Below are 25,933 nucleotides of genomic sequence, written 5' to 3'. Positions count from 1 at the left end.
CGTATATTGTACGTTTTTAACATACATCCCTTTATACATTTTAACATCATATTTTTACAAATCATACAAAAATTCTCATACCTATTTTTAAAAATATATATCCCTCATTAAATAATATGTTCCTTTCACTGCCATTTCTGCTTGTGATACGAATGTAATTTCTTTCATACTTTCTTCACAGCATTTCTTAAATACAGCAAATATTTCAGGAACTAAACGCAATATACTGCCACTTGCTGCAATTGGCGTTGAGTGCTTAAAGTTCAACTTGTTATAAACATTTACTGTAATCCTTGCTAATTCCTTTCCAGCTTGCATCATAATTTCATGCGCATCATCATTGCCATCTCTCGCTTCCTGAATAACTAATGGGGCGATTGCTGCAATTTTATCTTTAGAAGAAGTATATACTAAGCTTTTTATATGAGACGGTGTCAAAAGTTGAAACTGCCTTTGAATATTCAAACTCAATGGACAAAGACTGATTCCTTGATCGAACTGAATTGCCATTTTCTTTAAAGCTTGTAATGCAATCCAATATCCGCTCCCCTCATCTCCTAAAATATGTCCCCATCCACCGCTATACTGATATACTTCTCCTTTCATTCCTATACAAATTGCACCTGTACCACCTATAGTTAATATTCCATCCTTACCTTTTAAAGCAGCTGCATGTGCGATCATTGCATCATTAAAAATTTCAATTTTTGTTCCGTATTTCTTTTTTAAATGTAATGTTAATTCATTTGTATTCGCTCCGCTTATACCAGCTAATCCTAAACAAACACAAACGCAATGCCCATTTATTAAACTCTTCTGGCATTGATTAATTGCTTCCATAATATGCACAAGAGCTTCTTCAAAATCTATTAATATGTTTCCAAAACCACTGGTAGCTCTTACAAGTTCATTTCCGTCTTTATCAAATGCAATTGTCTCGGTCTTCGTTCCCCCGCCATCTACTCCAATCATATACTTCATATGTTCGCCTCATTTTCATCTGCGTATGGAGGGAATGTTATATTCCCTAAAATTACGGAATTCTTAGCACCTGTTGCGCTCGGCACATTACTCGGATTACGATGATACGTTTCGTTTGCTAAAATAGCAAATGCAATTGCTTCTTTCGCTGCTGAAGAATGACCAATATCTTCTTGTATACATATGCTACATTTCTCTTCTCTTAATCCATTCCGTAACATTTCAACAAGTGTATTATTATAACTTCCACCACCACCTAAAATCACCTCATCAATTTCATAATACGGCAAAATAAACGCCTTATAATGATGAACAATTGAACATGCTGTAAACATCGTGACAGTTGCCAATATATTTTCTTTACTATGCTTTTTAAATCGATTCAATAATTCAGTCACAAACGCTTCTCCAAACTGTTCTCTACCTGTTGTTTTTGGTGGTTTCATGTTCAAAAATGGATGGTTCATACAGTATGTTAAAATTTCATCTACAACTACCCCCTGCTTTGCAATCCAACCATTTTGATCATATGGTACATGAAATAATCTTTGACATACTTCATCGATTACCATGTTGCCTGGTCCAGTATCGAAAGCAATAACACTCTCTTTACTTCGTTTACTTGGAACCACTGTAACATTACCAATCCCACCAATATTTTGTAGTAGTCTATTTTTAGTTTGATGCCGATATAAAATAATCTCTGAATATGGTACAAGTGGTGCACCTTGTCCCCCTGCCGCCATGTCCATCGTTCGGAAATTCGAGATAACCGTCGTGTTCGTTTCATATGCTATTACTGCTGGTTCCCCAATTTGCAATGTTGAAGAAATAATATTCCCTTCTTGCTTTGGCTGATGATAAATCGTTTGTCCGTGAGAGCCTATTAAATCTAATTGTCTCAAAGGAAAATTGGCCTCTTTACAAACTTCCTTTACAGCATTGGCGAAGCATAAACCAAGTTTAAAATTTAAACTACATATAAGTTGGACATTCGAAGTTTCAATTGATAACGCTTGTTGGATCTCATTTTTCATATCATTACAAAATAGAACAGTAGTAAAATGGATGAGTTCGATTTTAGAATCTACACCACTTCCTTCTATATGAACGAGCGCTACATCTATTCCATCTAATGAAGTACCAGACATTATCCCTGCAATATACATAACGTGCATGACCTCCTATTTACTAAAAAACAATCATGTAAGTAACGAACGTACAACCAATCGAAAACAATATAAATCTAAAAAACAACTGAGCTTTCGATGCAAACGATCCATCAATGAAAGAAACAACTACCGTAAGCAAAACGCTTGCCGCAATACTTGTAACAAGCCAGATACTATGCATTTGTGATAGATTTAGCATGCCTAATAAAGGGACAAAAAGTAAATTTGCACAAATCACTCCAAATAATAATAAAAATACGCCTTTATAACTAAATTTTATATTCATTCTATTTCCCCCTTTCTAGTTTTAATGTGAAAGAAGTGATAGACAAAAAGTCTATCACTCAAAATAACAGCGTGCAGATTAAGGATTAACAGATTCCCCGTCACCATTTTTTTCAATTTCAAGCATATTTTTGTCGTACATTTTAAAGAATGGTAAATAAATAAGGAACGATATTGCTATATTTATAAAAACTAATACAATCGCACGCCAATCTCCACCTGTTGCTAAATATGCACCAATTGGAGCAGGTAGTGTCCATGGCGGCATAATATGCGTTGGTGTTACAAATCCCATCGCAGTTGCTGAATATGCAACAGTTGCTGTTACAAGTGGTGTAATGATAAATGGGATAATTAAAATTGGATTTAGTACAATCGGTAATCCGAATATGACTGGTTCATTAATATTAAAAATACCCGGAACAATACAAGTTCTTGATAATGCTTTCGAATATTTCGATCGACCAAATACAATCATAGCTAATACAAGCCCTAACGTCGCACCAGAACCGCCAATCCATATAAACCATTGATATAACGGCTCTGGTGAAATAAATGGCAACTGATCTGCTCCACTAGCAACTGCTTCACCATTTTTCCCTAGGTATACTTCCCATAATGGCCGAGCAACAGTTCCAACAACCGACACACCATGGATTCCGAATGACCAAAAAAACGTAATTAAAAACACTGGAATCATTACACCGAAGTAACTATCCCCAGCTTTTACTAATGGTGCTGCTAATTTATCAACAACATGGTGTAAATCAATGCTAAAAACGACAGTTACTAGACTCATTATAATAATAACGAATGCTGCAGGTATAAGTGCTTCAAATGAACGCGATACAGATGGCGGTACTTGTTCTGGCATTTTAATCATTACATTTTTCTTCTTACAAAATCTTAAAATCTCTACGGATAAAATAGAAACAATCATCGTCACAAATAATCCATGACCTCCGAGATTTGTCATCGGAAGCATGAATCCTTTTTTATCAATTAACTCAGGCGTTAATGTTAAAAGTAGTGAACATACCGCGAGCTGTGCTCCTGATAAAGCATCTAATTTATAACTTTTCGCTAAATTATATCCTATTCCAAATGCGATATATAAGGACATAATAAACATGGTTAAACGATATGGTATCAATATACTTGTTTGATTCTTTAATGCCCAAACTGATATGAAACTATCTTTCGGCAGTGGTGGAAATGCTACTATTAAAAAGAAGCTTCCTACTATAATAAATGGTAACGCCGAAATAACTCCATCACGGATTGCTTGTAAATGTCTCTGCTCAGAAAGCCTTGCCATCGGTCCAGATAAGTTTTTATCAAGAAACGTGACAAACTTATTCATAACGTTTCCCCCTAACTTATTAATTCATTTACAATTTTTAATAAAGTCGGGCCACCAAGCGGTGTGTATGCTTGCGGCGGTATGATGCCACACGGAATAGATTCCTCCTCTGCAAATTTTTTTACAGAGTCAAATCGGTGTCTTATTTGAGGTGCCACCATTACGACATCCCAGCCATTCTTTACTTCTTCCTCTACCTCATTCGTTCCAATTGCATGCACTTCCATGTTCACACCATTTTTCTCCGCTTCTTTTTTTAAAGCGTTTACAACAATTGCACTGGACATTCCTCCAGAACAGACGAACAAAACTTTCATTTATTAATCCTCCTATACTTATAATTTATTACCCTTCAAATGAAAGGAAGTTTCACTTTACTAACAAGCATATGAAGTAGTAAATGAATTTAGTTATAATGAAAGTAAATTTCATTAAAAATATTTTTCCTATTAAATTAATGTTTCAATATGCAATTTTCTCTATTGCAAAGTCAACCTCGCCTCATATATTATTTTAAATAATCATATGATAGGGAGGCGTATAAATGATCGTTAAACGTTTATTAATGATATGTTGTATCGTCATCTTGTTCATCCCTTTCTCTTTCATTCCCCCTCACTTTACTTATGCTGAAGTAAATACTACGTACAAAAAACATGAATTACGTGCTGTATGGATTGCATCTGTTCTGAATATTGATTGGCCCTCAAAAACTGGCTTACCCATTGAAAAACAGAAACAAGAATTTATAAGATTATTAGACGATGTAAAAAGCACTGGTATGAATGCAGTTGTTGTACAAATTAAACCAACCGCTGATGCTTTCTATCCTTCAAATTACGGTCCTTGGTCTGAATACATTACAGGAACACAAGGAAAAGATCCTGGTTATGACCCGCTCGCATTTATGATTGAAGAAACTCATAAAAGAAATATAGAATTCCACGCTTGGATTAACCCATACCGAATAACGATGAATCACACCGATATAAATCGATTATCAAATAATCACCCTGCAAGGCAACATCCCGATTGGGTTGTCACTTATGGCGGAAAGTTATATTACAATCCCGGTATTCCGGAAGTGAAAAAATTTATAACAGAAGGCGCTTTAGAAATCGTACAAAATTACGATATTGATGCGCTGCATATGGATGATTATTTTTACCCATATAAAGTAGCCGGTGAAGAATTTCCAGATCAGAAAACATACGAAACATATAATAATGGTAGATTTACAAATATAGAAGATTGGCGACGTAATAATGTAAATGAACTTGTAAAAGATTTAAATACTGCTATAAAACAAGAAAAATCATATGTAAAGTTTGGCATTAGTCCGTTCGGCGTATGGCGAAATATAGCTGACGATCCCACTGGCTCTAACACAACCGCAGGCCAAAGAAACTATGATGACCTTTATGCTGACACACGTGAGTGGATACAAAAAGGATATATTGACTACATTACACCGCAAATATATTGGAATATAGGTTTCACCCCAGCTGCATATGACATATTAGTAGATTGGTGGGTTAAAGAAACAAATAACAAACCGCTTCACCTATACATCGGTCAAGCGGCCTATAAAATTAATAATAACTCCGTCCCTGCTTGGTCTGATCCAGAAGAATATCCAAAACAAATTGCATTAAACCGGCTATATCCTGATATAAAAGGTAGTATGCATTTTAGCTTAAAAGATATTAATAACAATCCACTCGGAGTTAAAGATAGACTTTCAAAAAACATATATAAACATCCTGCATTAATCCCGCCTATGCCTTGGCTTGATCATGATCCACCAAAACAGCCGACTTTAAAAGGCGCCATTCCAAGAGATGAAGGTATTGCAATCGGTATCATTGACAATAGAGATAATGATTCTGCTTATTACGCTATTTACCGCGTGAATGGGAAAAATGAAGTGGATATACAAAATCCCAAAAATTTACTTACTACTGTAAGAAAAACAAAACTTGGAGAAATTTATGTAGATAAAACCGCTATTTCTGGAGAAACGTATACGTATGTCGTAACTGCAGTTGATCGATTGCATAATGAAAGTATGGCTTCTAGTCATACTACCGTTAGTGCAAAATAAAATCTCATAACAAAAAGCGCCCTAAAGCTGTGATACTTAGCTTTTAAGGCGCTTTTTGTTATTTATTCTTAAACTTCTCAGTCGCTGCTCTCATCTTCACATTTAAATCGTGATCAATTGAGTCGCGAATATCTCGCTCTACTACTTCCATTTCTTTTTGGAAATTTTCCAAGTAGATTTTCAGTTCTTCTTCTTTCTCTGGTCTTTGTGAAGGTGGTAATTGTACTACCAACGATAACATGGCCGTTAAATCTTTCATTAAGAACGTTTCAAGTTTATGTTGTTGTTCAAACATGCGTTGCTCTTGATAGTACGGAAGTGCATTCAATACTGAAATTGTAATATCATCAACCGTTCTTTGTAATGAAGGATTTATTGAGCGTTTATACGCTTGAATTGTATTTAATGCGTCTGGATAACGGTCATAAAAATACAATTTGTAAAATGATAAGTCTGTCGGTTTTACAGTTTGCTGTGTCTCTTGTCTTAAGAAATCTTTCACTTTCATCGCAGCTACATCAATATCTTCATTCGTAAGCTTTTTCGTAGTTTTTGCCATTACATGCACTTTTTTCTGCTTTTCTTTCGGTAACATCGAGAAGACTTGTTCTCTCGTACGTTGACCTGATGCACAAAATAGAGTATTTAATGTATTTTGTTCTTTCTTTCCTTCAGTGCGAATCCAGCGATAAAACAGTGGATGTTGTGTAAATTCTTGTAGAAACGGTATTGATTTGTTTGATAACTTGTCTAAAGAATCTTGCGCTCTTTTATATGGCTTCGTCCATGAAAAATACAGCTTCCGTCCGAAATATACGACTAAAACAACGACAGTAAATGCTATTAAAAGCAATGTACCGAGTAGTAATAATACTGTTTGAATGAAACTCATTTGTTCACCTCCTCTAATAATCCGTTATTTCCTTGGACGCTGAATGAGTTTCTGCTTCATCTCATCATTAAATGTGTCTAGTTCAATAACGAACTTCTTACTTGACTCGATAATACGTTCTGACGATTTTTCAGATGCTTCAATTGCAGCGAACACATTTTGGAATGATTCACGTAATTTATCCATGCTAATAGCAGGGTTTTCAAGCAATTTTGTCGTTTCTTCTGTATTTTGTTTTAACGCTTGAGAATTACTTAATACCATCGATTCAATTGCTTCATTTGTCGCATTCACTGCATCGATTGTTTTCCGTTGATTTGTTAACGCTAACTGAATAGCAGCTGAAACCGTTACAACGTTTTGCGTCATCGTAATTGCATTACGAATTGCCTCTGTTAACTTTTCATTATTTTTCTTAATAATGTCTACAGATGCGATAGATTGTAATAAAACACTTTTCGCTTGCTGCATATTACGTGTACGTACAAGTATCTTTTCTAACGCATCGTTAATTAATGGAATATCTCTTTGACGCTCTGGGTTTTGTTTCTCAGCTTCAAGCATGCCAGCAAGCTTTTTCCCTAAGTATACTTGTTTATCAAGCGCATGAATTTTATCGTGCGATTGTTCTTTTAACATTTCAAGACCCACTGTATCCTCTTGTAAGTTATCACGGCCAATTAGAAGGGATCTAATGATTTCCTCGATTTGTTTATCTATAGATTGGTATTTATGCACGTATGTTTCAAGTGGATTTTTCTTGAATACTTTAAACATTATTTTCTTCATACCACTTGCTTTAAGTGAATTGGGATCAAGCTCTGATACCACTTTTCGTAATTCTAACAATGTATTTGGAATTTCTTCATTTTTCCCATTCATCATCGCTGTTACAGGGCGTTTTAAAGCTGATAACGTTTGTCCTGCTGCCTGTTGCTCTTTATCCCCTAAATCTCCTAGCTGAGACAATACTTTTGATAAATCTGTATTTTGCTCGCTATTTAACTTTTGTACATAAAGATCAGCTTCTTTATTTAGTTCCTCTAATTCTTCATCTTTTATAACTGTATCAACTACTACTTCTACATTATTATCTTTCACAATGGATACAGGTTCTTTTTTCTCGAGTTCAGTCAACAAAATCGCTCCTTTATTTATATGTGCGAATTTATATGCACTATATTTCATCAATTATATCGTATTTCATATACATTCTGACTGCTTGAAATCGATTTTTTTTAGAAATGCCTGTTTATGCAGTCATTCCCTGTTTCTTACTATAAGTATACCTGTAATCAACATAATTTTCCTCAGACTTAAGACCTAGAGAACGACATGCTGAAGGCGGATTCTTCGTATGTTACGTATATAAATTATGTTCTTCTATCCTTCTGTACTCAATCTTTTGACATACACCCTTTTTCAATGTGATAATTATATTGCGCTCACTCCTATTTCTTCTTGCGCGCTACGAATGCTCCATTTTGAAATGCCAATAACACCGTTTCAAACATTTCATCTTCTTCTATCATTTTTTTAAACTCGGCTAATTCATTTGCATGAGAGGTTGCGTTATCAACAACAAGAAAACCCTTTGGTTGTAAAATGCGTTTTATATGCTCAAGCCACCACATGTATTGCGTACGCTCTGAATCTAGGAAAATAAAATCAAATGAATGATCTAATTGCGCATCTAAAAATGCCCCTGCTTCTTGATTATGAACATCAATCCTTTGTAAAAGGTTTGCCTTTTCAAAATTGACAAGTGCCTCTCCAACTCGTTCTGAAGAAAGCTCTACAGTTGTTACATTTCCATTTGTTTCTTCTACCGCATTAGCTAACCACAATGTAGAATAGCCATTAGAAGTTCCGATTTCTAAAATGTTTTTTGCGCTACACCCTTTTACTAAAATTGATAAAAATTGCCCCATCTCACGAGTAATATTCCGTAATTTTTCTTCCCGTGTTTTTTTATTTCGATCATGCTCTTCTCCATATTGTTCAAGTTGAAATAATAATGAATCTAACGTATCCATTTTTTTCATCGCCTTTCCAAAGCAATATGATGAAAAAGCTCTTGCTGCCCGTCTACTTTCATTATATGCGAAACAAAGACCTTTTTCCTATTATATGACAAAGATTTGAATTTTTTTATAGCATATTGTTTCGTTTTTTGGTAAAGTTAATTTCTACGTGCAATTATTCCATTCATATTATTTCATATTAAAATTGCAGTTATTAAATTATATAAACCCCATTTAAATGAATCGGTATTTCAAATTCAATTAAGCGCCCTTTTCGGACGCATTTTCTTTGTTTATATATTTCCAGAAGAAAGGATGCTTACAAATGAACGTGATTAGCTTAGATGCTGCTCGAAAACGAAAGCAGCATAAAAAATTAATGATTACTATACCGATTATTACACGTATTTATGAAGAAGACGGGGAAATTAAATTTGAGGTAGCTGGCGAAAAAGATGTACCTCTTGAAATGTTGGAAAAATAATGAAAAACGCATTTCTGAAGAAATGCGCTTTTTTATATTTTTACATTTAAATGCATAAGTTTTTCAGGGTTAACCATCATATAAATATTTGAAATTTTCTCATCCTCAAATGCAAACGAAAGAACATAAGTTACTTTATTGTTTATTGTAACTATAACTCCTGGTATACCATTGACCATTTTGAAATCAACAGTGTACTCTTCTGTCAATCGTTGTGCAATCCCAAAGAACAAACGTATAATTCGATCCGCAGAATAAATCGGGTTAATCGCAGTCGTAACTTTACCACCACCATCAGCTTTGAGTATAGCATCTGTTTTTAATACTTCTAACATACCTTCCGCATCCCCACACTGTAATGATGATACAAACTTTTCAATATAAGAAGCCATTTTCTCCGTGCTTAATTTTGATTGCTTCGGTTTCTCCAACATGCTTTTTCGTGCACGTTGAAAGATCTTCCTGCAGTTCACACTACTCTTATCAACAATTGAAGCTATTTCTTCGTATTCATAACTGAAAACCTCTCTTAATATGAAAACAATCCTTTCTACCTCAGATAATTGTTGTAAAAGTAATAAATATGCGGTGGAAAGGGATTCTTTCATTATAAATGACTTTGATGGCTCATCACTCTCTTCTACAATTGGCTCTGGCAACCACATCCCTACATACACGTTACGTTTATGCGCTGCCGATCGTAATTTATCAATTGAACGATTTGTCGTCATCTTACATAAATATGCTTTCATATTTTCTATAGATTGAAGATCTTCTATATTATTTAGCGAGATAAATACATCCTGAACGATATCCTCAGCATCCATAACACTCCCAAGGATTCTGTATGCTAACGAAAATAATAATAGTTGATACGCTTCATATAACTGCTCCGTTTCCATGATGAACTGCCTCACTTTCATATTGCTTTAAAATGTGTAACGCTGCACGTTTCCCGCTTGCTACCGCAGCATCAGCTAATATTTCATCATGCCCTGCCCAATCTCCTGCAACATAAACACCTGGCATTTCAGGTATATTAGGGCCCGCTTTTTCAACACGGTCAATATGAGGAAAATCATGTACTACTGTTATTTTCGGTAAATATTGCTGTGCAACAACTTCTCTTTTCCAATTTGGATGTAACAACTCCATCGTACTTTCCAACTGTTCTTTATCATCACGAATATGATTCATCTCGAGTACAGGATTATAGTACTTAATTAGACTCACTACAATTGATCCATCTTCACTTAATTTAGCTGCTCTCGATTGATTTGTGAAAAATATAGGTTGATCTAATCCTAATACAAATTGATGTGTAGGATTGGGTAATTGTCTCAAGCCAATATCTAATGCAGCAACAGTAACCGGTACCGATTGTTCACTCCATCTATGCAGACTTGTTCCTTCTGCACCTTTTATTATTTTACAAGCTTCTTTCGGCGGAGTCGTCACGATGACTGCGCCTACTTCAAAAACCTCATCATCAACACAATGTATTCTTTGTTTACCTTCGGAATGCTCAATTTCCACAACATGCTTTTTAGCCAAAAACTGCACCCCGATATCATTCGCTATAGCTCTTAATTTTGTTATTATCGTCTCCCAACCACCATCTACATAAAGCACTCCCTCTTTTATAGAAAGCTGTATTTGCTTTAGTACAGATGATGCTAATTGTATTGTAGGAGCAAACGTATATGTTGTTGTTCGGCATAGCGCATAAAATATATTGCGAACCATTGGATCTTTTATTTCATTTTCTGCCCATGTAGTTAGACTCATTTTCGGAACTTCTCCTACATCTAAATTTCCTAAACGAATCATAAGACGTGAGAATTGTACTTTTGCAGACCAAGAAAGTAGTGGTGTTGATAAAATTGAGTAAAAATCTGTTGGGATAGTGAATATATCCCCTTTCCATATTCCATGTGCTTTTGTAGATGGTATTCCACCTGGAAGAGTCATACCAAGCTCATTAAAAGTTATAAACGCTGCCCCGCCTCTATATAAAGCATGTGCACCAAGATTCATGCAGATTCCATTTTTATTTGTAGTCATCCCTCGGCCACCGAATTGACTGGACTTTTCTAATACAATCACTTTCCTTCCAGCTTTCGCTAAATATATAGATGCTGTTAATCCAGCAAGCCCACCGCCAACAATTGCTATATCAAATGTATTCATAATAAAATCCCTCCTTAATCGTTCTACATACAAGACGAACGATTAAGGAGGGATGTGACATAAAAATAAATTTTTATTATCCTACTTTATTTCATTACTTTTTAATTCGATCATATTGCATACGAAATAACTCAATTGCAAATGGAATATCCTCTTCACTCTTTAAATAATAACTGATCCATCCTGATTCAGGTAATACGTGATGTGGTTTTACCAAGCCTTGCTTCACTAATTCATCTCGCTTTAACTTCGGAAATGGTAAATCAGCTAATTTATCACCATGAAGATGGCCAAGTTCTTTCTTGCCATAATTTATTTCAATACCACCAAATCGATGCGGTTTTTCAGAAACACCCGCCCAGCTGAGTACTTCATTTCTAATCATTTCACTAAATGACATGAACATTCACTCCTTATAAATGATTGATGTAATTTTAAATTAACATTTTCATTACTTTTTTCCATCAATCCAAAGTATGAATGGGAATACGAATATAGTTTGGTCTTAACACCTTATTCTTTATGGAATAAGTGAATTTATTAAGCTACCAACAACAGCACAAAACAAAGACTAGACACATATCCTAATTTTGTAACCTAACTTACCTATAGAAAGGCGGGTAATACAATTGACTGCCAACATCGACTATACCTCCCCCACAACCAATTTTACTTATGATGTAAATAAAAGTAATTTTTTTCGGAAAGATGCCCAAAATTATATAAATGTACTTGGTATTAAACAATTAAATACTTTAGAAAATACTTCTTTATTAGATATTTATTTAAGTACAGGAAATGTTGTAGAACCACATATTCATCAAAATGCAGCTGAACTTGTTTATTGTATTTCAGGGTCTGCTGTTGTTTCTTTACTTAATCCATTTACGAATCAAATATTAAACTTACCGATAAAACCCGGGCAAGTTGCCAACATTCCACAAGCGTGGTGGCATTACGAAATTGCTACAGCAAATAATACTCATTTATTAGCTATTTTCAATGCTCCAACTCCAGAAGTTATTTTCGGTTCTGACATTTTAAGGTTAACTCCAGCTCATATGATGGCCCATACTTACTGTCTCAATGAACAACAATGGAAACAAGCGGTTTCCCCTATTCAATCAACTACTGTAATTGGTCCTCCGGCAAACTGCAATCAAAACCGTGAAATGAAAAATTATCCAACCCAGCCCCTCGCTCAAAAACATAATCTGTATCACCAAGATTCTTATTACTTTCCTCTTTACTGGGGCTATTAATTTGTAAATTTTCAAAAGAATCATCATTTATCTCCTAGGAAAATACCAAGGAGATTTTTTTATTGTATCTTCTCTTCCTATTAAAAATAGTAACAGTTGATAGTGTACATACATATAATATTTATATATTAAATTGGAGGTGATAGTACTATGAGTAATTATAACTATCGAAAAAACTACTCTTATAATAAAAATAGTAGCTCTTCAGCATCCTCTCAATCTTCCAATTCTCAATCTTCCAATTCCCAATCGCAAAGAGAATTAGCCGAGCAAGGCTATGTAAAGAAAAAAGGATGTAACTGTAATAAAAATAAATAGTTTATTTTATGGATGAATTCTTTTTTAAAAGAATTCATCTTTTTTTACTGACCGGAAATTTTTAAAGTTACATAACTTATTACTAAAATGAGAAAGGGTAAATTATACTTTTTTATACGAACTTAACAAAGAGTAATTGTTCAATTGATTTATTACTTATTTCCCCAAAAAATATAGTCCTTCCTAAATTTATTAGGAAGGACTATATACAAACCCCTGTTTAATTTCCTACTAAACATTGTAACAAATTAAACGATATTAATACCTGCACTTACAAATCCAGCAACTGCAGCTATTGGACTTGCTGCTGTTAATGAAACATACAGTAGTATTTTATCTCCAGCAGCTACTGGAATAGCTTCAGCTATGATACCTGATGCTGTAGAACCAATCGCTATTGCGGCAAATGCTGGTGTTAATAAAAGAGGTGCGCCTTGTACTGTAAACGTATTGCTTGCTGCAGGTGCAGTTAATATTTGTATTTGCACTTGAACAGGTGATATTGGAGCTAATGCAGCTGTTGCACTAAAGAAACCTGCTAATGACGTGATAGTTCCTGCACGTGGTGCTACAAATGCATAATCACCTACACCTAATGCTAATGTGATACTAGTTCCACCTGTTAATGCTACACCAGGCTGACTAAATCCAAATCCAAGAAGAGTTCCTGTATTAGCTACTAACGCGTTAACTAACGCAGATGGTGTTGTACCTGAAGCAAATGGAATAATAGCTCCGCCACCAGCTGCACCAGTTGCTCCTGTTAAGCCCGTTGCCCCTGTTGGACCTGTTGCTCCTGTTGGACCTGTTGCTCCTGTTGCTCCTGTTGCCCCTGTTGGACCTGTTGCCCCTGTTGGACCTGTTGGACCTGTTGCTCCTGTTGCCCCTGTTGCTCCTGTTACTCCTGTTGCTCCTGTTGCTCCTGTTGCTCCACCAGTACCTGCTGGACCTGTCGCTCCTGTTGGGCCTGTTGCTCCTGTTGCTCCCGTTGCTCCCGTTGGACCTGCTCCGGTTCCTGCTGGGCCCGTTGGACCTGTTGGACCTGTTGGACCTGTTGGACCTGTTGGACCTGTCGCCCCTGGAGTAGCATTGATTAATTGAATTAATAAATTAAAAAGAAGTTGTAAAGTTGCAGAATCAACATTTGAGTTGCAGGATATAGGGATAAGATCTAAAGCGAAGAAGAATTGTGCAAGGGCGCTATAAAATTGTTGCAATAATGTTGACAATTGTCCTAAATTAGGTGCTGGAGATTGTAATAAAACTATAATACTTTGAGTTAATTGTTTCAAAAAATTAACTTCTGGGGAAGGTAATAAGGAATTTAAGAAAATTAAAAATTGATTAAATAAATCGAGTAACACTAATCTGTTTGCATTACTTGGATTTGCAAAAAATGCTGAAATAGCTGATACTAATGAGTTTAGTAAAGTAATTAATTGACTTAATTGTTCCCTAGTAATAGGAACTGACTGTGGATTTTTACAACAATCTGCTGAAAAAACAATCGGATTGCAGTTATTATGATCAAAACAATCATTATGTTTCATTTATTTCCTCCTTACTTTTCTTATAGTTGAGTGTTTTCCTATTCTAAGTACTATAAAAGATGCCATTGAAAAAAGTAGTTGAGTTATATGTTTCTCTTAAAATAGGAAACATGAATGATAATCAAACTTGAAAACGTCATTTAATTATGTTCATGACTCACATATTAATTATATGTTTTTAATAATTGACTGCTTAGATTAAATACCTAAACTTAAGAGTTTATTTTATTTTTCCGCATTTATCTCTTAGGTTCAAAGACACATATTAATTTGAATGTACTCAACAATTAACGGTGCCATTTTTTACATATAAATTTACATTATTTCTTTACTAAGATTGTGTTCTCTTTTTAAACATGAAGCCGTTTGTATTATAGAGAACTCTCATATAAAATATATTAAAAAATTCATTCTATATTTTATTCCAATACACTATGAAAAGGATTGAAGTTAAAATCCCTATCATTCAACCATTTATGACAGCTAGAAATTGAATGTACCTTTACTTAATTTTAACTATTTAAATATAAAACAAAAAGGACAGATTCCTTTTCATTAAGGATCTGTCCTTTTAATTAATAATGATAAATTGTAATATAATTGAAGATCCTTGCGATGGTGGTTGCGTATCCAATAAAGTTAATTTACCAGCACTCACTTCATATAATGGTTGTGGTTGCAGTATTCCGTTAACAAACAAATTAATATAAGAAACTTCACTGGGAGACAAAATATTCGTTGTACCATATTGAGGTATCCCGTCAGCATCTGTATATATAAGCTTCTCTCCATCCGCAAAAGTGTAATATAACAAATTGGTGGTTGTTATAGGACCAATACCCCCGGTAGGACCTGTTGCTCCAGTTACTCCAGTTGGACCTGTTGCTCCGGTCGGGCCCGTTGCTCCGGTTAGCCCGGTTACTCCGGTTGGTCCTGTTATTCCGATTGGTCCTGTTATTCCGATTGGTCCCGTTGCTCCGGTTAGCCCGGTTACTCCAGTTGGTCCCATTATTCCGGTTGCTCCCGTTATTCCGGGCGGGCCCGTTATTCCGATTGGTCCCGTTATTCCGGTTGCTCCCGTTATTCCGGTTGCTCCCGTTATTCCGGGCGGCCCCGTTATTCCGGGCGGCCCCGTTATTCCGGTTGCTCCTGTTATTCCGGGCGGCCCCGTTATTCCGGTTGCTCCCGTTATTCCGGGCGGTCCCGTTATTCCGGTTAGCCCGGTTACTCCGGTTGCTCCCGTTATTCCGGGCGGCCCCGTTATTCCGGTTGCTCCCGTTATTCCGGGCGGCCCCGTTATTCCAGTCGGCCCCGTTATTCCGGGCGGCCCCGTTATTCCAGGCGGCCCCGTTATTCCGGTTGCTCCCGTTATTCCGGGCGGCCCCGTTATTCCAGGCGGCCCCGTTATTCCAGTCGGCCCCGTTATTCCGGGCGGCCCCGTTTCTCCGGTCGGCCCCGTTATTCCAGTCGGGCCTGTTGCTCCGGTTGGAATATAAATTGGTGGAAGAATCGGAAATGTAGGTCCAATATTTTCTGGGCCTATCATCCCCTTATTCAATGATAAATTGTCATTGCGTTTCAATTTAATACCTCATTCCACATGTTTTTTAATTCATACACATCATTATGACCCTATCATTAAAGAATAACTTTATAACTATTCTCTTTTTTCTTCCCAAAGAATTATTACATATATTAAACATTTTACCGTTGCTATAACCGCTTTAATTAATATAATAAATTAATCATTCTATTTAAAAAGTACTAAATCTATTACATTCTTATTTAAAAAGATGAGGTGATTTATATTCAAGATAATAATGAAATTAGAAAAAAAGAAATAATGTCAATGGCCCTTGACATTATTTTCCCTTACAGGCTTACTGGACCTACGGGGCCTACTGGAAGTACTGGGCTTACCGGGAGTACTGGATCTACCGGAAGTACTGGGCCTACCGGAAGTACTGGGCCTACCGGAAGTACTGGGTCTATCGTTACAACAAACTCTATGTTCGCTAATAATACATCAGGTGGTCCTGTTTCAGTCATATTAGGAGGAACAAACATTCCACTTTCAAATAACCAAAGTCTTGGTAATTTTACAGTTAACGCTTCAAATGACGTATTTACAATTCCTGTAACTGGAAGATATCATTTAACCTATCAAGTTAATACGACAACCGCTCTACTTGCTGGAACTAGACTACTATTAAACGCTTCTACGCCAATTCCTGGCTCTATTTTTTCTCCCGCTTTATCAACTTCAAATTATAGTAATAATTTAATTACTAATTTAAATGCTGGTAATACAATTTCACTACAATTATTTGGTATATTATCTGTCGTGAATTTAGTTGGAGGTGGATCAACAGGTGCCTCTCTTACAATTATACGAATTGATTAAAAAATGATTCATTCTTTTTATAATAAACAATCTAAATACTCAATTGGTAAATATTACGAGAGTGATGACGTAATAAAAATAAATTGTACTATATCCATAGTAGAAAACATCTATACTAAATTTTCCGTATATATATTATCAATTTACACTTCCCCCATGTCGGTGTTACATTAAAGATGAAGATCGTTTCTTCTTTACAGACCATCTCAATATGTATTTGAGGAACATCTCCAATCCTATACGCGAGAGCAATACTATATTGACACTCAATTGAGTGTCTTTTTTTATATTCAAAAAAATAAAACCATCTCTTATAGATGGTTTTAACAATACACATTTACTCTTTATATTATTGCCAGCTTATAAAGCTGGATAATAAATAGTCATACTTAACCGCGTTAATGTTCTTCCTGAATTAGTATAAGTATGCGGTCTATCCGCCTTAAAGCGAATTGAGTCTCCATTATTTAACGTATATTGACAATCGTTTATGTCAATTGTCAATTTCCCTTCAAATACCGTTATAAACTCTTCTGTTCCTTCTTTATGCGCTTCTGAACTTAATTTCCCTTCTGTATCAATTTCAACCATATAGATTTCAAAATTCCTATCATCTCGAAAAGGAAATGAGGGATACACCTTATATCTCCCATTGTCTTCAGACAATACTTGAACATCATTTCGTAAAACTACTTTCGTATCAGGCTGTGGATTATTAATTAAAGAGGTAAATGATACTTTCAAACCATTAGCAATTTTCCATATTGTTGTTAGTGTCGGGCTTGAATCTCCTCTTTCTATCTGTCCAATCATTGTTTTACTTACACCTGTTAATTGAGAGACCTTTTCTAAACTTAATTTTTCTTTTTCACGTATTGATTTTAAATTTTTTGCCAGAATAAGTTGAATTTCTTCCATAAAAAACACTCCTACACTGTATACAATATAACGACCGTTATGTATAATAAAAAGCACACGTTATATTGTTCTTTTTGGTCATTATAACACACAAAAAATAGGGGGTTTTGAAATGCCTATATTTTCTTTTTTGTTATTTGTATTTATAAGTAGCTTCACACCTGGTCCCAACAATTTCTTAGCTATGACATACGCAAATCAACATGGATTAAAGAGAAGCATAAACTTTTGCTTTGGAGTAGCATTCGGTTTTTTCATCCTCACTTCTTTATGCAGTTTCTTTAATATTGTATTAATTAATATTATCCCTATAATTGAATTTCCTTTAAAAATTTTAGGTGTCGCGTATATGCTATATTTAGCCTTTAAAATAATTACTAGTAAAGGCGGTGCAGATCACAATGAAAAAAATAATAAAAACTTATTTACAGTGGGTATTTTCATTCAATTTGTTAATCCAAAAGGAATATTATTCGGACTCACAGTAGTCTCTACTTTTATACTCCCCTACTACAATTCATATTCAAGTTTTCTGCTTTTCTCATTATTTCTAGGTATAGTCGGTTTACTGAGTACATTTAGTTGGAGTTTATTTGGTTCAATATTCCAAAAATTATTAGTAAAACATAACCAATTATTCAACATCATTATGGCTGTTTTATTAGTTTTCAGTGCCGTTTCAATCGTTATACACTAATTCGATGCTCATTTTAGATTTTGTACTTTTTAATACCACTCTTTATCAATCAGACTACTTTATATACTAATCCATCCACATACCCTATGTGGTTTAAAACTTTTAAGAGGAAACCTTCTAACAATAGGTTTCCTTCCATATCATATTAAATAAGAAGCAGGTTAAATACGGAGGTGATTTTGATTAAGACTACTTTAATTTCTCATTTTTACAATGAAGAATATTTACTTCCATGGTGGTTAATGCACCATACAAAGCTATTTGATCATGGCATTCTTATTAACCGTGGATCCACTGATCGTTCAGTTGAAATCTGTAAAACATTCGCTCCTAATTGGGAAATACGAAACTCAAAATCACTCGAATTTGATGCTTATTTAGTTGATCAAGAAGTTATGGAAATTGAAAGAGAAATTACAGGATGGAAAATGGTATTGAATACGACAGAATTCCTGTGCTGTTATAATAAAGAACAATTTTTCAAATCACTTAACACTATGAGCGGCAATATGTTTTCAATAAGAATGATTATGATGATTGATGAACCGACTCATGGCTACACTAATCCAAGATATAGCTCTCCGCTTGTTAAACAACGTTATCACGGCATAATAATTCAACCTAATCCAAACCAACTATATCTTAACGGTAGATTAATTCACAATAATTCGCACGGGAACTATAGAGTCGGGAGACATGGTTCGCATTATCCTTATAGCATTTACATGGAACCTGCTTTTATTTTTAAATTTTTTTATAGTCCATGGAACGATGCAATGAAAAAACGAAAATTACAAATTGGGCCGACTCTTTCTCAACATAGTGTACGACGCGGATTAGGTTCTCATCACTTAACAACAATTGAAAAATTAGAAAAAAAATACAAATACTATGCAACCTTAACTACGGATCTCCGGTTATTCCCAGAATACCAAATTATATTTCCTGATCTTTGTCCTTAATGTCATGAATATTTAGTTTCGTCATCCATCCGTTTTTTATTAACATACCAACTCCAACTAAATACTTTTCTCTAGTAGAAATCTGAGCTAGGACGCTTGCAGCACGCAAATTCCTCTTATTTAATCTCGTATCACTAGCCTATAATCTTTCATACCATTTCATTAAGCACTTGATGTTGGATCAGAAATAAAAAATCGTAATTCATTTGGAAAATTTTCAATTTCAGATTATATACCTTCTAAAACAAAAACTTCAAACAATAGAACCTAAACTAATGTTTGAAGTTATGGCTTTATTTTTTTCTTATTATTCACTTTAAAATCTTTTTATAATAATATTGAAAAATACGGTATAATATAAATTACTGTTCTTTAGGAGGATCACAATGGCTGATAAGTATAAATTTTTTATTCTCATTGTTACCGCATTTTTTTCATTCTTTTCTTTAATAAAAGATTTCCGCAACACTTCAAAAAGTTTCTTTTGGGGTAGTTTTATCATTCTTACAAGCTTCATGATACTATTAATACATTCTCTAGATTTAACTCAAATACTTTTTTATCCAAAGCAAATTGCGCTTGAATTTATTACAATACCACGTAAATTATTTCTACCATCTGTCACTGAGGCCGCCAGTTTCCCTCCAACACTAAGATAATAATTTGATTAAGAGCTCTTTCTAAAAGAGCTCTCTTTTTTAACATAAACATACCATATACAAAATCCAACCTTAACCACTTAATTACTTATAAGAACCTAACTTATAAAACGCATAATAATTATACTTATTTACTAGTATACAAGCCGTATCTCTTAGTAGAAGCACAGCATAATATACGATACAGGACAAAACTTTCAAAAAACTTGTCTAAGTTAATTCTCAAAAAGGGGTGAATATAAATGCCTATCGTTAAACCTTTTATAGCCGGAAGACGATTTGTAAGTACAGCCGCAACAGGAACTGCTGCTGGTGCAGATTTAACTTTTGCTAACACAGACTTCACTGATGACACTGGTGCTGTAACAACATTCCCTGCTTCTTATGCCTTTTTAACACTTTATATTAATGGTGTTATTCAAACAGGTGATACTATTACTGGTGTGACTACTACAGCTGCTACTATTGTAGGAGGAGCAGTCCTAGATGGAGGCACTCCTATCGCAATTGAATTTACTATAACGTAAATTTAGTTGTCTTTTTAGAGGTTTCATTAAAAGAAACCTCTAATTTTAAAAATTCACATCAATTTTAGTAGCAACTACATAATACAGTGCAAATACTAGATAGAATGATAGAAATTTATACTCACTCTCAAAAAGAGCACTTATCTGTAGTGATCTTTTTGAGAGTGCAATAATTTTGCGCCTATTTGCTCTTGGAGAACCTACTAAGCAGTTAGCTAACTGCTTTTTCCATATAGTATTTATTATTATTCATAGCTTTATCCGTAATAGTAATGCTTGTGCACTATCTACTATAAATTTTCATATATTGTATTATGCTTGTCCAAAATGTGAAGTTAATACTCACGAAATCTAAATACAAGAAAGGAGTGAAAATATGCGCTCATCCATTCGTAAATTCGCTAATTTTAATTGTGAAGCACAAGCACCTAGTACACTACCTGCCCTAGGTTTTGCCTTCAATGCTACTTCACCTCAATTTGCAACATTATTTACACCACTACTATTACCTAGTACAGGCCCAAATCCTAATATTACTGTCCCTGTAATCAATGATACAATTAGTACTGGAACTGGTATTAAAATTCAGGTAGCTGGTATTTATCAAATTAGCTATACATTAACGATTAGCCTTGATAACGTTCCATTAGCCCCGGAAGCAGCACGCTTTTTCTTGACATTAAATTCATCGACTAATGTTATTGCAGGATCCGGATCCGCAGTCCGTTCTAATATTATCGGAACTGGTGAAGTTGATGTATCAAGTGGGGTCATTCTAATTAACTTGAACCCTGGTGATTTAATTCAAATTGTCCCCGTTGAAGTAATAGGTACAGTAGATATTCGTTCTGCAGCGTTAACAGTTGTGCAAATTCGTTAATAAAGTGAAACTTTAATCAGCCCTCACCAATCGGGCTTTTATGGGCAGTCCGGCCCCCACCTAACTTCTTTGCTTCCGCTGAATTTTAAGGTGGGGGTCTTACTGTCCGGCAAATAGCAGGATAAAAACAAAAGACTTGGCTAATTAACATTTATTGTTCCTTATACACAATATCTTTTTATAGATTTGACACACATTTATATTAAACAAGCATATTTTATTGTATAACTATATAGTCATACAAATCTAAAGCGTTCATAAAAGCACACTTATATGTGTGCTTTATTTTTAATTAAAACCTACAACATTCTCACACAATATCCATATATTATCTTGATTCCTCTCTAAATGTATGGTTTGTCTCAGAGCGCTTTTAACAGCGCTCTTTTTATTTAAACTCCGATTTTTAAAGTTCGATTTTATGATTTACGTTATTATACACATGCTACGCTACTTTTGAAACAAGGTATACATCCAAAGACTGTAAGTGAACACTTCAGTTATAAAGATATGTTCATAACATTAAATCGCTATTCACATGTTTTGCCTGGAATGCAGGTGGATGCTGTTAAAATATGTAGTGAAAGGCCATTTGGATAGTAATATTTGCAAATATAAAAAATGCGGTTTCTCCTCTCAAGAGAAACCGCAACATATCAATGCTTTTACTATATTTTAAACTGACTCGTATACAAATCAAAATAAAACCCTCTATCTTCCATGAGAGATTCATGATTCCCTCTTTCTAAAATATTTCCATCTTTTATAACAAGAATTTGATCAGCTTTTTCAATTGTTTTAAGTCGATGAGCGATCACAAAACTTGTGCGACCTCTCATTAAATTATTTAGTCCTGCTTGTATTTGTAATTCTGTTCTTGTATCAATATTTGATGTCGCTTCATCGAGAATTAATATATCTGCATCTGCTAAAATTGCTCGTGCAATCGCAAGAAGTTGTTTTTGTCCTTGACTTAAATTCGATCCTTCTGAAGCAATTTCTGTTTCATATTGATTTGGCAAATGCTTAATAAAAGAATGTGCAGATGCTGCCTTAGCTGCAGTTATAACTTCTTCATCACTAGCATCTAAGCGTCCATAACGGATATTATCCATAATCGAACCAGCAAATAAATACGCATCCTGTAAAACTACTCCTATTTTACTTCGTAAAGAATTAATATCATAATCTTTTATATCTTTTCCATCAATATGAATTTGTCCTTGCTGTATATCGTAAAAGCGAGTTAACAAATTAATGATTGTTGTTTTCCCTGATCCAGTCGGACCAACTAAAGCAATTGTCTCTCCTGGCTGCGCTTTAAGACTCACTTCTTTTAAAATCGTTTTATTTTCTGCGTAGCCAAATGAAACATTCTCAAGTACAACATGCCCTTTTAAATTTTGTACAACGAATGCGTCTTTTTTATTTTGAATTTCTGGTACCTCATCCATAATTTCAAAAACACGTTCTCCACCAGCAACTGCCGCTTGAATTGTATTCATTAAAGTCGCAAATTGACTTAGCGGTCTTGAGAATTGACGAGAATAATTAATAAAAGCCGCAATAACTCCTACTGTTGTCATTCCGTTTAAAACCATAACTGATCCAGTCCCAATGACAAGCCCCATACCTAAGTTATTAATAAAGTTCATACTTGGAAAAATAAAAGCTGAAAATGTATCAGCCTTCGTAGCTGAAACTCTTAGCTGTTCATTAATTTTATTGAAATTTTGTACAGTTTCTTTTTCTTTTCCGTACAACGTTGTAACATCCGCACCTGTAATTGCTTCCTCAATAAATCCATTTAATTCACCTAAATCTTTTTGACGCTTCGCAAAGTTTTTACCACTATATGCAACTAGTTTTTTTGTAACGTAAAACATAATAGGTACTGTAATTAAAGTTACAATTGCTAAAATCCAATTTAAGGCGAACATTGCAATCGTTACACCTATAAAAGTTAACGCTGATGAAATGATTTGTACAACACTTTGTGTCAAAGCTTGATTCAAATTATCTATATCATTTGTCACACGGCTCATTAAATCACCTTGGGAACGCACATCAAAGAACCGTAAAGAAAGCGTTTGGATTTTCTCAAAAATATCTTGTCGTATTTTTTGAATTGTTTTTAATGCAACGTTAATCATGACAAATGTTTGTAACCATGTTAAAAGTACAGTTACACCGTAAATCACGATAAGTAACATACACATTCTTGCTGTACCACTTAAATCTTTCGGTACAATATATTGATCTATAATGACTCCCATAAAATAGGGACCTAATAATCCAAGTAATGTAGTAACAACGACTAGAAATATAACAAACATAAGAGCAGCTTTTTGATAGCCCATATAGTTCCATACCCGCATTACAGTTCCTTGAGCATTTTTAGCTTTTCCCATCTTTGGGGTGTTTCGTCCACCTTTATTAGCAAATTGCCCTTGAAAATTACGCATGTTCTTCCCCACCTTCTTTATCCAAATTACCACCTTGGGAAAGATAAATTTCCTGATAAACCTCACTTTGTTCTAACAATTGTTCATGTGTACCATTGCCAACTAATTCACCATTATCTAATACAAGTATTTTATCCGCATCCATTATGGAAGAAATTTTGGACGCAATTAATAAAGTTGTTGTGCCTTTATATTTTGTTTTTAAAGCTATTTGAATAGTAGCCTCTGATTTTGCATCAACTGCTGATGTAGAATCATCTAATATGAGAATCGGTGGCTTTCTCACAAGTGCCCTTGCAATTGATACACGTTGTTTTTGTCCACCTGATAGATTTGTCGCGCCTTGTGTTAAATTATATTGATAAGATTCTTCCAGCTTATTGATAAACTCAGTCGCACAAGCTGATGCAGCTGCTACTTCCAGCTCGTCATGTGTTGCATTTTCTTTACCATAACGTAAATTCTCTTCTATACTACCTGAGAACAACAAAGCCTTCTGAGGTACAAACCCTATTGAAGCACGGAGTTTTTGCAAATCATATGTTTTAACATCTATTCCATCTATACATATTTCACCTTGATCCACATCATATAGACGTGGTAACAGTTTCGCTAAGGTAGATTTACCACTTCCAGTTGATCCAATAATCCCTACTTTTTCACCTTTTTGTATGCTAAACGAAATATCTTTTAAAACGTATTCATTATTTTTCGTATAGCTATAACTAACATTTTTAAATTCGATATTCCCCTCGATTTTCTCAGGTTCGATTGCATTAGCTGCGCTTATAATATCAACCTCGGTATTTAACACTTGCTGTACACGATCCGCAGATGGAAAAGCTCGCGCAATTTGAATAAATACCATGCTAATCGACATAAGTGACATTAAAATGATATTCAAGTAATTAATAAATGCCAAAATCGCTCCTACTTGAAGCGTTCCATTGAATACTTTTTCTCCACCAATCCATAATGTTGCGACAATCCCACCACTTACAACTAGCATAATGATTGGCATCATTAAAGAAATAAGTTGCACAGCTCGAATATTTATCTTCGTTAAATTTGTATTTACACTTCCGAATTGAGCGATTTCATATTTTTGTCTTACATACGCTTTTATAACACGTACACCAGATAAATTTTCTTGTAACTTTGTATTCACTTTGTCCAATGCCTCTTGCACCTTTTTAAATGTACCACTTGCTTTGCTTGCAATTAAAATAATCGCAAGTAATAAAATCGGAACAACTACAAGTAATATTGGAAATAACTCTCTTGCTGTTACAAAAACAATAATTATACTTCCGATAAATAACAGCGGACCACGAACGAGAACACGTAATGTCATTGTCATTGCTGATTGAATGGAAGTGATATCATTCGTCACGATCGTTAATAATTTACCTGTTCCAAATGAATCACGATTATTACTAGAAAATGTTTCTATTTTCGCAAACACATCTTTTCGTATGTCAGTAGCGAAATTAACAGCTGCTTTTGTAGAATACATCATACACCCAAGCCCTCCAACTAAACCGAGTGCTGCTGCTCCTATCATAAGAAGCCCCATTTTTATTACATAATTTAAATCCCGATTTGCAATCCCAACATCAATGATATGTTGCATAATAGTCGGTTGAATTAAGTCCATCGCAACCTCAAGTACCATAAATAGCGGTCCAATAATAGCGAAGAACATGTATGGTTTTAAATACTGTAATAACTTACGAAATGATTTCATACATAGTCTCCTTTTCCCATGAAATTACCACTGAATAATTCATATCCCT

26 protein-coding genes are annotated in these 25,933 nt (G+C 34.7%); 10 read left to right on the top strand and 16 right to left on the bottom strand.

Going from position 1 to position 25,933, the window contains the following annotated elements; all coding sequences use genetic code 11:
• Positions 1–87 precede the first annotated feature (87 nt).
• The 5 genes from NST90_RS11905 to NST90_RS11885 all read right to left on the bottom strand — a co-directional run bounded on the left by NST90_RS11905 (position 88) and on the right by NST90_RS11885 (position 4,118).
• A complete protein-coding gene (locus NST90_RS11905) occupies positions 88–981 on the bottom strand; it encodes a BadF/BadG/BcrA/BcrD ATPase family protein (RefSeq protein WP_283748173.1) in 894 nt (297 codons plus the stop codon).
• A complete protein-coding gene (anmK, locus tag NST90_RS11900; RefSeq protein ID WP_025709618.1) occupies positions 978–2,150 on the bottom strand; it encodes an anhydro-N-acetylmuramic acid kinase AnmK in 1,173 nt (390 codons plus the stop codon). Before anmK ends, NST90_RS11905 begins: the two co-directional genes overlap by 4 nt.
• Before the next feature lie 22 nt (positions 2,151–2,172).
• The gene (locus NST90_RS11895; protein WP_001021963.1) at positions 2,173–2,439 is read right to left on the bottom strand and encodes a hypothetical protein; all 267 of its coding nucleotides are present in this window, start codon (positions 2,437–2,439) and stop codon (positions 2,173–2,175) included.
• Between the two features lie 78 nt (positions 2,440–2,517).
• Positions 2,518–3,801, bottom strand: a complete 1,284-nt coding sequence (locus NST90_RS11890; RefSeq protein WP_001032280.1) for a PTS sugar transporter subunit IIC — start codon at positions 3,799–3,801, stop codon at positions 2,518–2,520.
• Positions 3,802–3,812: 11 nt separating this feature from the next.
• Positions 3,813–4,118: a PTS sugar transporter subunit IIB gene (locus NST90_RS11885; RefSeq protein ID WP_016512852.1), complete on the bottom strand. Its 306-nt coding sequence runs from the start codon at positions 4,116–4,118 to the stop codon at positions 3,813–3,815.
• A gap of 227 nt (positions 4,119–4,345) precedes the next feature.
• On the opposite strand from NST90_RS11885, the gene NST90_RS11880 reads away from it, so the two are divergent.
• Positions 4,346–5,905 carry a family 10 glycosylhydrolase gene (locus tag NST90_RS11880; RefSeq protein WP_044307163.1) on the top strand — a complete coding sequence of 520 codons (1,560 nt, stop codon included), beginning with the start codon at positions 4,346–4,348 and terminating at the stop codon, positions 5,903–5,905.
• Between the two features lie 58 nt (positions 5,906–5,963).
• Here NST90_RS11880 and NST90_RS11875 read toward each other — a convergent pair whose 3' ends face one another.
• The 3 genes from NST90_RS11875 to NST90_RS11865 form a co-directional block, all read right to left on the bottom strand.
• Positions 5,964–6,797 carry a DUF3974 domain-containing protein gene (locus tag NST90_RS11875; RefSeq protein WP_000008378.1) on the bottom strand — a complete coding sequence of 278 codons (834 nt, stop codon included), beginning with the start codon at positions 6,795–6,797 and terminating at the stop codon, positions 5,964–5,966.
• A 24-nt stretch (positions 6,798–6,821) separates the two neighbouring features.
• On the bottom strand, positions 6,822–7,934 hold the full coding sequence (locus tag NST90_RS11870; RefSeq protein ID WP_000137407.1) for a toxic anion resistance protein: 1,113 nt from the start codon (positions 7,932–7,934) through the stop codon (positions 6,822–6,824).
• A 314-nt stretch (positions 7,935–8,248) separates the two neighbouring features.
• Complete coding sequence (locus NST90_RS11865; protein WP_002005067.1) at positions 8,249–8,842, bottom strand: class I SAM-dependent methyltransferase; 594 nt, start codon at positions 8,840–8,842, stop codon at positions 8,249–8,251.
• A 304-nt stretch (positions 8,843–9,146) separates the two neighbouring features.
• On the opposite strand from NST90_RS11865, the gene NST90_RS11860 reads away from it, so the two are divergent.
• Positions 9,147–9,305 carry a hypothetical protein gene (locus NST90_RS11860; RefSeq protein ID WP_001100984.1) on the top strand — a complete coding sequence of 53 codons (159 nt, stop codon included), beginning with the start codon at positions 9,147–9,149 and terminating at the stop codon, positions 9,303–9,305.
• Between the two features lie 32 nt (positions 9,306–9,337).
• Here the strand turns inward: NST90_RS11860 and NST90_RS11855 are convergent, their stop codons facing one another.
• From NST90_RS11855 to NST90_RS11845, 3 genes are all read right to left on the bottom strand, one after another.
• Positions 9,338–10,207: a sigma-70 family RNA polymerase sigma factor gene (locus tag NST90_RS11855; protein ID WP_044307162.1), complete on the bottom strand. Its 870-nt coding sequence runs from the start codon at positions 10,205–10,207 to the stop codon at positions 9,338–9,340.
• Positions 10,185–11,495, bottom strand: coding sequence for an FAD-dependent oxidoreductase (locus NST90_RS11850; protein ID WP_044307161.1), 1,311 nt, complete (start codon positions 11,493–11,495; stop codon positions 10,185–10,187). The genes NST90_RS11855 and NST90_RS11850 overlap by 23 nt, the downstream gene beginning before the upstream one ends.
• Before the next feature lie 94 nt (positions 11,496–11,589).
• Positions 11,590–11,895 carry a luciferase family protein gene (locus NST90_RS11845; protein WP_000010319.1) on the bottom strand — a complete coding sequence of 102 codons (306 nt, stop codon included), beginning with the start codon at positions 11,893–11,895 and terminating at the stop codon, positions 11,590–11,592.
• A 229-nt stretch (positions 11,896–12,124) separates the two neighbouring features.
• On the opposite strand from NST90_RS11845, the gene NST90_RS11840 reads away from it, so the two are divergent.
• Complete coding sequence (locus tag NST90_RS11840) at positions 12,125–12,757, top strand: cupin domain-containing protein (protein WP_044307160.1); 633 nt, start codon at positions 12,125–12,127, stop codon at positions 12,755–12,757.
• Positions 12,758–12,907: 150 nt separating this feature from the next.
• Entirely contained in the window at positions 12,908–13,075 is a 168-nt protein-coding gene (locus NST90_RS11835) for a hypothetical protein (RefSeq protein WP_016109953.1), read from the top strand.
• Positions 13,076–13,323: 248 nt separating this feature from the next.
• Here NST90_RS11835 and exsJ read toward each other — a convergent pair whose 3' ends face one another.
• Positions 13,324–14,625 (bottom strand): exosporium protein ExsJ, encoded by a 1,302-nt coding sequence (exsJ, locus tag NST90_RS11830; RefSeq protein WP_283748174.1) that lies wholly within the window; start codon positions 14,623–14,625, stop codon positions 13,324–13,326.
• A 571-nt stretch (positions 14,626–15,196) separates the two neighbouring features.
• Positions 15,197–16,207 carry a DUF4183 domain-containing protein gene (locus NST90_RS11825; RefSeq protein ID WP_339201473.1) on the bottom strand — a complete coding sequence of 337 codons (1,011 nt, stop codon included), beginning with the start codon at positions 16,205–16,207 and terminating at the stop codon, positions 15,197–15,199.
• Between the two features lie 216 nt (positions 16,208–16,423).
• Between NST90_RS11825 and NST90_RS11820 the strand changes: the two genes are divergently transcribed.
• Entirely contained in the window at positions 16,424–17,029 is a 606-nt protein-coding gene (locus NST90_RS11820) for a collagen-like triple helix repeat-containing protein (protein ID WP_000639404.1), read from the top strand.
• Positions 17,030–17,389: 360 nt separating this feature from the next.
• Here NST90_RS11820 and NST90_RS11815 read toward each other — a convergent pair whose 3' ends face one another.
• A complete protein-coding gene (locus NST90_RS11815; protein WP_116269179.1) occupies positions 17,390–18,004 on the bottom strand; it encodes an XRE family transcriptional regulator in 615 nt (204 codons plus the stop codon).
• Positions 18,005–18,059: 55 nt separating this feature from the next.
• On the opposite strand from NST90_RS11815, the gene NST90_RS11810 reads away from it, so the two are divergent.
• From NST90_RS11810 to exsF, 5 genes are all read left to right on the top strand, one after another.
• Entirely contained in the window at positions 18,060–18,644 is a 585-nt protein-coding gene (locus NST90_RS11810) for a LysE family transporter (RefSeq protein ID WP_016122493.1), read from the top strand.
• Positions 18,645–18,823: 179 nt separating this feature from the next.
• A complete protein-coding gene (locus tag NST90_RS11805; RefSeq protein WP_000598284.1) occupies positions 18,824–19,606 on the top strand; it encodes a glycosyltransferase family 2 protein in 783 nt (260 codons plus the stop codon).
• Positions 19,607–19,992: 386 nt separating this feature from the next.
• Positions 19,993–20,265, top strand: coding sequence for a hypothetical protein (locus NST90_RS11800; protein ID WP_044307228.1), 273 nt, complete (start codon positions 19,993–19,995; stop codon positions 20,263–20,265).
• Between the two features lie 242 nt (positions 20,266–20,507).
• Positions 20,508–20,792, top strand: coding sequence for a DUF4183 domain-containing protein (locus NST90_RS11795; RefSeq protein WP_001123247.1), 285 nt, complete (start codon positions 20,508–20,510; stop codon positions 20,790–20,792).
• A gap of 376 nt (positions 20,793–21,168) precedes the next feature.
• Positions 21,169–21,672 carry an exosporium protein ExsF gene (gene exsF, locus NST90_RS11790; RefSeq protein WP_001257875.1) on the top strand — a complete coding sequence of 168 codons (504 nt, stop codon included), beginning with the start codon at positions 21,169–21,171 and terminating at the stop codon, positions 21,670–21,672.
• A 668-nt stretch (positions 21,673–22,340) separates the two neighbouring features.
• On the opposite strand, the gene NST90_RS11785 is transcribed toward exsF, so the two are convergent.
• Both NST90_RS11785 and NST90_RS11780 read right to left on the bottom strand, forming a co-directional pair.
• Positions 22,341–24,137, bottom strand: coding sequence for an ABC transporter ATP-binding protein (locus tag NST90_RS11785; protein WP_001243564.1), 1,797 nt, complete (start codon positions 24,135–24,137; stop codon positions 22,341–22,343).
• Complete coding sequence (locus tag NST90_RS11780) at positions 24,130–25,884, bottom strand: ABC transporter ATP-binding protein (RefSeq protein ID WP_000834780.1); 1,755 nt, start codon at positions 25,882–25,884, stop codon at positions 24,130–24,132. The genes NST90_RS11785 and NST90_RS11780 overlap by 8 nt, the downstream gene beginning before the upstream one ends.
• Positions 25,885–25,933 lie beyond the last annotated feature (49 nt).

It is taken from the genome of Bacillus sp. FSL E2-8900, assembly GCF_037966225.1.
Lineage (GTDB): Bacteria > Bacillota > Bacilli > Bacillales > Bacillaceae_G > Bacillus_A > Bacillus_A cereus.
The sequence above is the reverse complement of the archived record's forward strand: the minus strand, read 5'-3'. Positions and strand labels throughout refer to the sequence as shown.